At 69.6% G+C, this 10,734-nt stretch carries 11 protein-coding genes; 5 read left to right on the top strand and 6 right to left on the bottom strand.

What is annotated here, in order from left to right:
• Positions 1–100: 100 nt before the first annotated feature.
• Genes ACFU7D_RS13185 through ACFU7D_RS13175 form a run of 3 tightly spaced genes read left to right on the top strand, consistent with a single transcriptional unit; the run spans position 101 to position 3,528 of the window.
• A complete protein-coding gene (locus ACFU7D_RS13185; RefSeq protein ID WP_378867669.1) occupies positions 101–1,024 on the top strand; it encodes a carbohydrate ABC transporter permease in 924 nt (307 codons plus the stop codon).
• Positions 1,008–1,901, top strand: coding sequence for a sugar ABC transporter permease (locus tag ACFU7D_RS13180; RefSeq protein ID WP_378867667.1), 894 nt, complete (start codon positions 1,008–1,010; stop codon positions 1,899–1,901). The genes ACFU7D_RS13185 and ACFU7D_RS13180 overlap by 17 nt, the downstream gene beginning before the upstream one ends.
• 16 nt (positions 1,902–1,917) lie before the next feature.
• On the top strand, positions 1,918–3,528 hold the full coding sequence (locus ACFU7D_RS13175; RefSeq protein WP_378867665.1) for a glycoside hydrolase family 13 protein: 1,611 nt from the start codon (positions 1,918–1,920) through the stop codon (positions 3,526–3,528).
• A 90-nt stretch (positions 3,529–3,618) separates the two neighbouring features.
• Here ACFU7D_RS13175 and ACFU7D_RS13170 read toward each other — a convergent pair whose 3' ends face one another.
• The 5 genes from ACFU7D_RS13170 to ACFU7D_RS13150 all read right to left on the bottom strand — a co-directional run bounded on the left by ACFU7D_RS13170 (position 3,619) and on the right by ACFU7D_RS13150 (position 7,809).
• Positions 3,619–4,422, bottom strand: a complete 804-nt coding sequence (locus tag ACFU7D_RS13170) for a TrmH family RNA methyltransferase (RefSeq protein ID WP_378867662.1) — start codon at positions 4,420–4,422, stop codon at positions 3,619–3,621.
• A 3-nt stretch (positions 4,423–4,425) separates the two neighbouring features.
• The gene (locus ACFU7D_RS13165) at positions 4,426–4,746 is read right to left on the bottom strand and encodes a helix-turn-helix domain-containing protein (protein ID WP_378867660.1); all 321 of its coding nucleotides are present in this window, start codon (positions 4,744–4,746) and stop codon (positions 4,426–4,428) included.
• Positions 4,747–4,812: 66 nt separating this feature from the next.
• Positions 4,813–5,127, bottom strand: a complete 315-nt coding sequence (locus ACFU7D_RS13160; protein WP_378867658.1) for a hypothetical protein — start codon at positions 5,125–5,127, stop codon at positions 4,813–4,815.
• Positions 5,114–6,439, bottom strand: coding sequence for an acyclic terpene utilization AtuA family protein (locus ACFU7D_RS13155; RefSeq protein WP_378867657.1), 1,326 nt, complete (start codon positions 6,437–6,439; stop codon positions 5,114–5,116). Before ACFU7D_RS13155 ends, ACFU7D_RS13160 begins: the two co-directional genes overlap by 14 nt.
• Positions 6,440–6,462: 23 nt before the next feature.
• Positions 6,463–7,809, bottom strand: a complete 1,347-nt coding sequence (locus ACFU7D_RS13150; protein ID WP_378867655.1) for a CitMHS family transporter — start codon at positions 7,807–7,809, stop codon at positions 6,463–6,465.
• A gap of 116 nt (positions 7,810–7,925) precedes the next feature.
• Here ACFU7D_RS13150 and ACFU7D_RS13145 point away from each other — a divergent pair, with 116 nt between their 5' ends.
• A complete protein-coding gene (locus ACFU7D_RS13145; protein WP_378867653.1) occupies positions 7,926–8,867 on the top strand; it encodes a LysR family transcriptional regulator in 942 nt (313 codons plus the stop codon).
• A gap of 3 nt (positions 8,868–8,870) precedes the next feature.
• Here ACFU7D_RS13145 and cobA read toward each other — a convergent pair whose 3' ends face one another.
• A complete protein-coding gene (cobA, locus tag ACFU7D_RS13140; RefSeq protein ID WP_378867651.1) occupies positions 8,871–10,097 on the bottom strand; it encodes a uroporphyrinogen-III C-methyltransferase in 1,227 nt (408 codons plus the stop codon).
• Between the two features lie 82 nt (positions 10,098–10,179).
• On the opposite strand from cobA, the gene ACFU7D_RS13135 reads away from it, so the two are divergent.
• Positions 10,180–10,707, top strand: coding sequence for a YbhB/YbcL family Raf kinase inhibitor-like protein (locus ACFU7D_RS13135; protein ID WP_378867649.1), 528 nt, complete (start codon positions 10,180–10,182; stop codon positions 10,705–10,707).
• The last annotated feature ends 27 nt before the right edge of the window (positions 10,708–10,734 follow it).

Raw genomic sequence — 10,734 nt, 5'->3', positions numbered from 1 at the left:
GCCGGCCTCGAACCGGGCACGTACTACTACCACCCGGTCCGCCACCGGCTGTACCTGACGGCCCCCGGCACCTCCGACGGCGCCCCGCCCCTTCCAGCGCGTGCGAGATTCCTACCAGCGCTACTGGTACGCCTACGCGATGGTCGCCCCCGTGGTGATCGTCCTCGGCGTGCTGGTCGGCTACCCGCTCCTGCGCGGCTTCTACCTGACCCTGACCGACGCCAACAGCCTCAACTCGGCACGCACCATCGGCGTCAACACGATCGACGCGACGTACAAGTTCATCGGTCTGGACAACTACGCCGAGATCCTGTGGGGCCCGGCGGCCTACGACCGCTTCTGGTCCCACTTCGTGTGGACGATCGTCTGGACCGTCACCTGCGTCCTCCTGCACTACGCGATCGGCCTCGGGCTGGCGATGCTGCTCAACCAGCGGCTGCGCGGGCGCGTGGCGTACCGGCTGCTGCTGATCCTGCCCTGGGCGGTGCCGACGTTCGTCACCGTCTTCGCCTGGCGGATCATGCTGGCCGACGCGGGCGTGATCAACTCGATGCTCGACACGATCGGTCTCGCCTCGCCGAGCTGGCTCGAGGACCCGACCTGGCAGCGTACGGCCGCGATCATGGTCAACACCTGGTGCGGCGTGCCGTTCATGATGCTCTCCCTGCTCGGCGGGCTGCAGTCGATCGACGAGAACCTCTACGAGGCGGCCGAGATCGACGGCGCCAACGCCTGGCAGCGGTTCCGCCACGTCACCCTGCCGGGGCTGTCGTCGGTGAGCTCGACCGTCGTGCTGCTCGGCGTGATCTGGACCTTCAACCAGTTCGCGATCATCTTCCTGCTCTTCGGCAACACCGCGCCGGACGCGCAGATCCTGGTCACCTGGGCCTATCGACTCGGGTTCGGGCAGCAGCCTCGCGACTTCGCCATGTCGGCGGCGTACGGCGTCCTCCTGCTCGCGATCCTGATCGTCTTCACGTCCTTCTACTACCGGTGGTTGAAACGCAATGACCAGCTCGCCTAGCACCATCGCGCCCACGACGACCACGTCCGGAAAGCGGCCGAGGCGACGCGGCGAGCTCAGCCCGGCCGCCCGGGTGGGCACGCACGTGACGCTCACGGTGGCGTCGCTGATCGCGCTGTTCCCCATCGTCTGGCTCCTCTACCTGTCCCTGGGACCGGACAAGGACGACTACCTCCACCCCGGCGGCATCTTCGCGAAGGCGACGCTGGACAACTACTCGTTCGTGCTGACCAACACCGCCTTCTTCAACTGGCTCTGGTCGACGCTGGTGGTCGCCGGGGGCACGACCCTGTTCGGCGTGATGTCGGCGGCGACGACCGGCTATGCGGTCTCCCGGATGCGGTTCCCCGGTCACCGGCCGTTGATGTGGGTGCTGCTGCTGACCCAGGCGTTCCCGATCGCGGTGCTGATCGTGCCGATGTACGAGATCTTCTCCCAGCTCCGCCTGATCGACTCGCACCTGGGCCTGATCCTGGTCAACTGCACCACGATCGTCCCCTACTGCTCCTGGCTGCTGAAGGGCTACTTCGACACCATTCCGGTCGAGCTCGACGAGGCCGGCATGATCGACGGGCTCACCCCGTTCGGTACGTTCTGGCGGCTGATCCTGCCGCTGGCTCGTCCCGGCCTCGCGGTGGCCGCGTTCTACGCCTTCATCACCGCCTTCGCCGAGGTCGCCTTCGCCTCGACGTTCCTGCTCGACGACTCCAAGTACACCTTCGCGGTCGGGCTGCAGAGCTTCGTCAGCGAGCACGACGCGCAGTGGAACTTGATGGCCGCCACCGCTGTCCTCATCGCCATCCCCGTGACCATCTTCTTCTATCTCGTCCAACGACACGTCGTCACCGGTCTGACCGCCGGCGGCGTCAAGGGCTGAAAGGGTTTCTCTCCTCATGAGCACCGAATGGTGGCGCGACGCCGTCATCTACCAGGTCTACCCGCGCAGCTTCGCCGACAGCGACGGCGACGGCACCGGTGACCTTCCCGGGATTCGGTCCCGACTCCCCTACCTCCGCTCGCTGGGGGTCGACGCCGTCTGGCTGAGCCCGTTCTACGCCTCGCCGCAGGCCGACGGGGGCTACGACGTCTCCGACTACCGTGCCGTGGATCCTCGCTACGGGACGTTGGACGACGCTCGCGCGCTGATCTCTGCTGCCCATGAGCTGGGGCTGAAGCTCATCGCCGACATCGTCCCCAACCACTCCTCCTCGGAGCACGTGTGGTTCCAGCAGGCGTTGGCGGAGGGTCCCGGATCGCCGATGCGGTCGCGCTACCACTTCCTGCCCGGACGCGGCGAGAACGGCGAGGAGCCGCCGAACGACTGGGACTCGATCTTCGGCGGCCCGGCGTGGACCCGGGTGGAGGACGGTGAGTGGTATCTGCACCTCTTCGCCCCCGAGCAGCCCGACTTCAACTGGAACTCACCCGAGGTGCACGCGGAGTTCCTGGACATCCTGCGGTTCTGGCTCGACCTCGGCATCGACGGCTTCCGCATCGACGTCGCCCACGGCCTGGTCAAGGCCGAGGGCCTGCCGTCCATCGGCCACGCGGACCAGCTCCACCTGCTCGGCAACGACGTGATGCCCTTCTTCGACCAGGACGGCGTCCACGAGATCTACCGGTCGTGGCGGAAGGTGCTGGCGGACTACCCGGGCCGGATCTTCGTCGCCGAGGCGTGGACCCCGACCGTGGCGCGGTCGGCCAACTACGTACGCCCTGACGAGCTGCACCAGGCCTTCAACTTCGAGTACCTCGACACCGCCTGGGACGCCGCGGCGCTGCGCAAGGTCATCGACAGCTCCCTGGACGCGATGCGGCCGGTCGGGGCTCCGGCGACCTGGGTGCTGTCCAACCACGACGTCACCCGGCACGCCACCCGGTTCGCCAACCCGCCGGGGTCGGGGACGCAGATCCGGACGCCTGGCGATCGCGCGCTGGGGTTGCGACGGGCTCGTGCGGCGACGCTGCTGATGCTCGCGCTTCCGGGGTCTGCGTACGTCTACCAGGGCGAGGAGCTCGGCCTCCCCGACGTCACCGACCTGCCCGACGAGGTCCGCCAGGACCCGTCCTTCCACCGTGCGAACGGCCAGGACGGCTTCCGCGACGGCTGCCGGGTGCCGCTGCCGTGGACCCGTTCCGGCTCGTCCTACGGCTTCGGCGACGGTGGCTCCTGGCTGCCGCAGCCTGCCGAGTGGGGCGAGCTGAGCGTCGAGGCCCAGACAGGCGTGGACGGCTCGACCCTCGAGCTCTACCGCTCCGCCATCGCCCTCCGCCACGAGACCTCCGGCCTCGGCGCCGGCGACGCGGTCACCTGGCACGACGAGGCCCCCGCCGGGGTCCTCTGGTTCGAGCGCTCCGGTTTCGCGTGCACCGTCAACACCACCAAGGAGCCCGTACGCATCGCCGCCCCCGGCGACGTACTCCTCTCCTCCGCGGGCCCCATCCCGGTGACCGACGGCTTCGCCGACCTCCCCGGCGACACGACCGTCTGGTGGCAGCTCTAGCCGAGACCACCCCTCGCCGAGGCGTCACCCCCGTCGGCCGAGTTGGCACTGCTGTGCTGGCTCGGCCGACGTACGTGACGGCTCGGCCGGTTAGCGGCGGGCTGTGACGTAGCAGGCGACGGCGGTGGCGGCGGCTACGTTGAGGGAGTCGATGCCGGCGGACATCGGGATGATGGCGCGGCGGTCGGAGGCCTGCTGCCAGCGAGGGGAGATGCCGTGGCCCTCCGAGCCAAGGACGAGGGCGATCTTGTCGACGCCTTCGACGGCCTTCTCGATGTCGACGGCGTCGTCGGCCAGGGTCAGGGCGACGGTGGTGAAGCCGGCGGCGGAGAGGGACGGGAGCGCTTCGTACCAGTCCGGGAGGCGGGTCCACGGCAGCGCGAAGACCGCGCCCATCGCGACCTTGATCGAGCGGCGGTAGAGCGGGTCGGCGCAGCGCGGCGAGAGCAGGACGGCGTCGAACCCCAGCGCGGCACCTGACCGGAAGATCGCGCCGACGTTGGTGTGGTCGACGATGTCCTCGAGCACCAGGACGGAGCGGGCGCCGGCCAGCACCGACTCCACCGACGGCAGCGGTCGCCGCTTCAAGGAAGCCAGCGCACCACGATGCACATGGAAACCGGTCACCTCCTCGGCAGCCTTCTCGCTCATCACGTAGCACGGCGCATCAGTCGTCGCGAGCACGTCGGCGAGCCCGTCGAGCCACTTCGGCGCCATCAGGAACGAGCGCGCCTCGAAGCCACCGGTCACGGCGCGGCGTACGACCTTCTCGCCTTCGGCCAGGAAGAGCCCCTCCGAGGACTCGAGGGACTTGCGCAGCTCGACGTCGCGCAGGTCGCGGTAGTCGGCGAGCCGAGCGTCGGCAGGGTCGGAGATCTCGATGAGTTCAGCCATCAGTCAGGCGACCTGCACCGAGTCCTTCATGTCCCCTGAGACTTCCTCGGGGAACGAGAGGACCAGGTGCCGGCCCAACGCGGTCGCGACCCTGGCCAGGGTGTCGATCCGGTTGCGCGCCCCGCCACCTTCTTCGAGGCGGGAGATGACCGACTGCGTCGTGCCCATCCTCGAGGCCAGCTCGCGCTGGCTGAGCCCGGCATCCGTACGCAGGTCGTAGATCAGCTGGCCGAGAGCGAGGTCCTGCTCGACGCTCGCCCTCATCGTCTCGGACGGCCCGGGGCGTTCTGCCCGAACCTCGGACCAGCGGGAGTAGTTCGCCAAGTTTGTCCTCCTAGGGCAGCCTCATGATCGCATCCACGCGATGCCGAGCCAACAACGGCCATCACTTCAATCCCGTGGCTGGGTCAACTCCACGGCCAGCAGGCGCGAGCTCATGCCCTTGCCGTGGGTGTCGACGGCGAGGGAGGTGGTGACGCCGCCGCCCAGGGAGCTGCGGCAGACGAACTGGAGCGCGCACAGTCGAGGGAGCTCGTAGCGGACGACGTCACCGTTGACGAACCCGGCCAGATGCGTGCGTACGCGCTCCGCGGTGAGCTCGCGCACCAGGAGGTCGTAGTCGGCGTCCTCGAACGGGATGACGGTCAGGGTGGAGGTGTCGCCCTTGTCGCCGGCACGGGCATGGGCGATGTCATGCAGAAGCATTCGCTTCTCCTGTCTCGAGCAGGGTCACTCGCGGAGTGACGGCCGCGCGGGGAATGTAGGTGGACACGATGCCGATGACCTCGGTGACGGAGGTGCGTACGCCGCCCCCGCCGGCGGGCCCGTTGGTGTAGAGCGCCTCGACCTCATGGCAGACGTCGTCGGCCTGTGCCCGGTCGCCCAGAGCGGCGACGCGGAGCCGGCACTCGTGGTCGCGCAGGTCCTCGGTGCCCCGTGCGTCGATCCCGATGCTCCCGACCACATCGAGGCGTACGTCGACACCCACACCCCGCAGACGCTCTGCCACGATCTCGCCGGCGAGCCGGGCCCGGGCGAGCGCGTTCGGGCCGACGTAGGAGATCTCGGCCTCGGACCGGAACCCGGCGTGGTAGCCGACGCTGACCTTGAGCTGGTCCGGTCGGGGCCGCCCCACGGCGCCCTCCACCGCGACCCGGTCCGTCCCGACCTCGCGGACGGATGCCTGACGCAGGTCGAGGCGGACGTCCGGGGTGAGGTACGCCGAGGGGTCGGTGACCTCGTAGAGCAGCTGCTCGCGCACGGTCGACCGAGTGACCATCCCGCCCGTGTCGGCCAGCTTGCTGATCTCGGCGGACCCATCGGCGGTCACGTCGGCGAACGGGAACCCCAGGCGTGCCAGGCCGCTGACGTCCTTGTGGCCGGGATCAGCGAAGTAGCCGCCCGTGATCTGGCCGGCGCACTCGAGGAGGTGCCCGATCATGGTGCCGCGGGCCGCGAGCTGCCAGTCCTCCAAGTCCCAGCCCAGCCGCTCGGCCAGCGGTGCGAGAAAGAGCGAGGGGTCGGCGACGCGGCCGGTGATGACTAGGTCGGCACCGCCGGTGAGCGCCGGCATGATCGCGTCGGCGCCGAGGTAGGCGTTCGCGGAGATGACCTCGCCGTGCTCCCCCAGCGGGCGACCGTCCTCGAGTGCCGGTGCCTCCAGGTCGATGTCCTCGAGCACGTCGTCGCCGGTCACGACTCCGACCCTCAGCGAGAGCCCGCGCTCGACCGCGATGTCGCGGGCAAGGTGGCCGGCTGCCAGCGGGTTCGCGGCCCCCATGTTGGTGATCATGCGGGTGCCCTGCGGTGCCGTGATCGGCAGCAGCGCCTCCAGGCGCCGGCGCAGCAGCGGGTCGTAACCGTGCCGGGGATCCCGAATCCTGCGTAGCTGTCCCGCCGCGATGGTGCGCTCCGCGAGGCACTCCAGCACCAAGTCGTCGAGCCCACCCCGCTCGGCCAGCTCGACCGCCGGGCCGATCCGGTCGCCGGCGAACCCGGCACCACTTCCGATTCTCATGCTGTGTCCGTTCATGTCGATGCTCAGATCGAGATCGCGCCGGTCAGGAGGGCCACGGCGGTCATCACCAGCGTCGTCCCGAACGCCCATCCGAAGATGAAGCGCTGGTGGTCACCGAAGTTGACGGCGGTCATGCCCACCAGGATGAAAGTCGACGCGGTCAGCGGGCTGAGCGGGAACCCTGTCGTCATCTGGCCGAGGATCGCCGCGCGGGCGATCTCGTGCGGGTCACCACCCAGGCCCGCGGTCGTCTCGGCCAGCACCGGCATGACGCCGAAGTAGTAGGCATCCGGGGTGAACACCAGGCTCATCGGCATGCTGGTGATCGCGGTGATGACCGGGAGCGCCCCGCCCGCGCCCTGCGGGATCGTCGACACCAGGGTCTCGGCCAGTGCCGTGATCATGCCGGTGCCGTTCAGGACACCGGTGAAGACACCGGCCGCGAAGATCATCGAGGTCACCAGCAACACGTTGTAGCCGTGCCGCTCCAACAGCGCCTGTTGTCCGGGCCAGGTCGGCCGGTTGACCAGCAGCGCGATCGCGAAGGCCACGGCGAACAACACCTCGAGCGGCATGCGCTGCATCAGCAGCGCGACCACGAGCGCCACCGTCAGCAGGGCGTTGAACCAGAACCGCACGCGCTGGCCGCGCGACGTCGTCGTGCTCGTGGCGATGTCGGTCATGGTGCCGGCGGGCGTGCCACCTCCAGCGGTCGCTCCGCCCGGCGTACCCGTCTCAGCGACGGCCGCACCCTCGATGCCGATCCTGGTCCGCTCGCGCCGCCCGATCAGGTACGCCGCGAACAGCACCCAGACGACGCCGGCGACCATCGACGGCAGCAGGGGCACGAAGATGTCAGAGCTGTCGGCGTCGAGCGCCGCCATCGCTCGGGCCGTCGGGCCACCCCACGGCACCATGTTCATGACCCCGGCCCCCAGGCACACCACTCCGGCCAGGACGATCGGGCGCATGCCCAGTCGCTGGTAGATCGGCAGCATCGCCGAGACCGTGATCAGGAAAGTCGAGGCGCCGTCGCCGTCCAGCGCAACCAACAGCGTCAGGACCGCGGTGCCAACGGTGATCTTCACCGGGTCGCCGTGCGCCCATCTCGTGATCCGGGTGATGGCCGGGTCGAACAGCCCCTCGTCGACCATCAGGCTGAAGTAGAGGACCGCGAAGGTGATCATGATCGCCACCGGAGCCACTGTGAGCATGCCATCGGCGACCAGCTTGCCGAGATCGCCGGCGAAACCGCCGACGACCGCCGCGGTCACCGGAACCAGGACCAGGGCTATCAGCACCGACAGGCGCTTGGTCATCGTCAGCGCGAGAAACACACCGATCGTCGCGAAGCCGAGCAGAGCGAGCATCGTTGGCACCTTCCGTACGTCATGGGGTGCTCCGATTGTGACCGCCGCCACTTTTGCATGTCCAATACCAATCAGGCTTGGACTAATGTGTTTCATACATTGACGAGAGGACGACGATGGACCTGACCGTGCACCAGCTGCGGATCGTCCTGGCAGTTGCCGACACTGGCTCGTTCACTGCCGCCGGCGAGTCGCTCACCCTGGCCCAGTCCTCGCTGAGCCGCGCGGTCGCGGACGTCGAGCGGCGCCTGGGCGTACGGCTCTTCGAGCGCACCACGCGACGGGTCGTGCTGACCCCTGAGGGCAAGGCGTTCGCCACCGTTGCCGAGGAGGTGGTTGCCTCGTTCGACCGTGGCATGAACCACTTCCGTGGCTTCCTCGACGGCAGCACGGGCACCGTACGCATCGCCACGCTCCCGTCGCTGGCCGCGACCCTCCTCCCGCCGCTGGTCTCCCGCTTCCGCGAGGCCCATCCGGGCGTGACGGTCCAGATCGAAGACGGGCTCCTGGCTCAGGGGCTCGAGCAGGTCCGGACCGGCGAGGTCGACTTCGCGGTCACCCGTTGCGCCGCTCAGGCCGATTCGGGGTGGGTGCGGCCGATCGCTGCCGACGAGTTCGTGTGCGTGCTCCCGCCCGGCCACCGCCTCGCGGCCCAGGATCAGGTGGCCTGGTCAGACCTGCGCGACGCCGACTTCGTGGGGTTCCACCCGACCAGCAGCGTACGTACACATGTCGACGACGCGTTCGCCCGTGCGGGCGTAACGCCCCGGTCGATGACCGAGGCCCGCAACATCGCCTCGGTCGGTGGCCTGGTCGCGGCCGGCCAGGGCATCTCCGCCGTGCCGAGTCTCGTGCTCCCGCTGATCTCGTTCGCCGGACTGGAGCACCGACCGCTCGTGGAACCCGTGGTGACGCGGACGGTCGGGGTCGTGCTGGACCCGGACCGCCCCCTTGCCAAGGCGAGTCAGGCGTTCCTCGACCTGATCGCATCTGCTAGGAAGTCGGGGACGAGTCTGCCGCCGGGAGCCACCTGGATCGGTCGCGTCACCCGTTCGTGAGAGTCAGAACGCGTCCGGGTGGGCGACGCGCACGACCTCGCCGACGACGATGATCGCCGGGGGCTGGACGTTCTCGTCGGCCAGGGTCTTCTCGAGGCTCTCGAGGGTCGCCAGGACCGTACGCTCCGTGGGCATCGTGCCGTCGCAGATGACCGCGACGGGGGTTCCGGGCTCGCGGCCACCATCGAGAAGAGCCGTCGCGATCGCTGGCGCGTTCTGGACGGCCATGAGAAGGACCAGGGTGCCACCCAGGCCGGCGACGGCGGACCAGTTGGTCAGGGACGTGGGGTCGCCCGGCGGGACGTGGCCGGAGATGACCGTGAACTCGTGCGCGACGCCGCGGTGGGTCACCGGGATCCCGGCGACGCCGGGCACCGTCACCGGCGAGGTCAGACCGGGGATGACGTGGACCGGCACGCCCGCCTCACGACACGCCAGCACCTCCTCGAACCCGCGGCCGAAGATGAAGTTGTCACCGCCCTTGAAGCGCGCGACCGCCTTCCCCTCCAGGGCCGCCTCGACGATGATCCGGTTGATCTCCTCCTGCTGGGCCGAGCGGCCGCGGGGGAGCTTGGCGACGTCGACCAGCTCGACGTCGGCGGGCAGCTCGGAGAGCAGCTCGCGAGGCGCCAGCCGGTCGGCGACGACGATGTCGGCCTCCATCAGCGCCTTGCGGCCGGCGACCGAGATCAGCCCGGGGTCACCCGGTCCGCCACCGATCAGGGTCACTCCGGGCACGCGCTGACGCTCGTGCGGAGCGATCAGGTCACCGGAGCGCAGCCCGTCGAGGATCCGGTCGCGCACGCCCGCGGAGCGCCGCGGGTCACGGTTGGCCAGCACGGCGACGGTCAGGTCGCCGTCGTGTCCTGTCGCCGGGGTCCAGGCGGTGGCCTGGGTGCCGTCGTCGGAGCGTACGCAGAAGATCCGTCGCTCCTCCGCGGCGGCCGAGACCTCCTCGTTGACGTCGGCGTTCTGGGTCGCGGCGATGACGTACCAGGCGCCGTCGAGCACGTCGGCCGCGAAGCGGGCCTGGTGCCAGGTGATCTCGCCCGAGCCGAGCAGCCCCTCCAGGGCGGGGGTCAGCGACGGCGAGACGACCTCGACCCGCGCCCCCGCGGCGATCAGCGCAGGCACGCGCCGTTGCGCCACCCGGCCACCACCCACGACGACCACCCTGCGTCCCTCCAGGATGAGACCGGCGGGATAGGGAACGGCATGCTCAGAACTCATGGGTACATCCTCGCCCAACACCGGGCCGCGGCCTGACAACGGGTCGATTCGCGGACTACCCACGTGGGCTACGTTGGTGGGCATGGCACTCGATCGTCCGGTGAAGCCGGATCCCTACTCCCTCATGCCCGCCCTACCCGCCTTCACACTGACCAGCGAGGACGTGACCGACGGCCAGCCGCTGAAGCAGGACCAGGTCTACGACGGCGGCAACACCTCCCCGCAGCTCAGCTGGAGCGGCGCGCCCGCGGGGACGAAGTCGTACGTCATCACCTGCTTCGACCCCGACGCACCCACCCCCAGCGGCTTCTGGCACTGGGCACTGGTCGACGTCCCCGCCGACGTGACCGAGCTGCCGGCCGGTGCCGGGGCCGGTGCCGCCGAGCTCCCGGGCAAGGCGTTCCACGTCGCGTCCGACTTCGGCACCAAGGAGTTCGGCGGCGCCGCTCCCCCGGCCGGCGACCAGGTCCACCGCTACTACTTCGTCGTCCACGCCGTCGGCGAGGAGACCCTGGGCGTCGATGACGAGGTCACCCCGGCGGTGGTCTCCTTCAACCTGGCCTTCAAGGCCCTGGCCCGCGCCGTCGTGGTGGGCACCTACCAGCACTGAGCTCCGACGGCGGGAGCCCCAGGGCTC

This window comes from Nocardioides sp. NPDC057577 (assembly GCF_042801335.1).
Classification (GTDB): domain Bacteria; phylum Actinomycetota; class Actinomycetes; order Propionibacteriales; family Nocardioidaceae; genus Nocardioides.
This window is presented reverse-complemented; position numbering and strand designations above follow the sequence as displayed.

Coding starts and splice junctions, on each gene's coding strand:
- ACFU7D_RS13170 (WP_378867662.1), bottom strand. CDS start 4,422: ATGGCTGAACTCATCGAGATCTCCGACCCTGCCGACGCTCGGCTCGCC.
- ACFU7D_RS13135 (WP_378867649.1), top strand. CDS start 10,180: ATGGCACTCGATCGTCCGGTGAAGCCGGATCCCTACTCCCTCATGCCC.
- ACFU7D_RS13150 (WP_378867655.1), bottom strand. CDS start 7,809: ATGCTCGCTCTGCTCGGCTTCGCGACGATCGGTGTGTTTCTCGCGCTG.
- ACFU7D_RS13175 (WP_378867665.1), top strand. CDS start 1,918: ATGAGCACCGAATGGTGGCGCGACGCCGTCATCTACCAGGTCTACCCG.
- ACFU7D_RS13145 (WP_378867653.1), top strand. CDS start 7,926: ATGGACCTGACCGTGCACCAGCTGCGGATCGTCCTGGCAGTTGCCGAC.
- ACFU7D_RS13180 (WP_378867667.1), top strand. CDS start 1,008: ATGACCAGCTCGCCTAGCACCATCGCGCCCACGACGACCACGTCCGGA.
- ACFU7D_RS13160 (WP_378867658.1), bottom strand. CDS start 5,127: ATGCTTCTGCATGACATCGCCCATGCCCGTGCCGGCGACAAGGGCGAC.
- cobA (WP_378867651.1), bottom strand. CDS start 10,097: ATGAGTTCTGAGCATGCCGTTCCCTATCCCGCCGGTCTCATCCTGGAG.
- ACFU7D_RS13155 (WP_378867657.1), bottom strand. CDS start 6,439: ATGAGAATCGGAAGTGGTGCCGGGTTCGCCGGCGACCGGATCGGCCCG.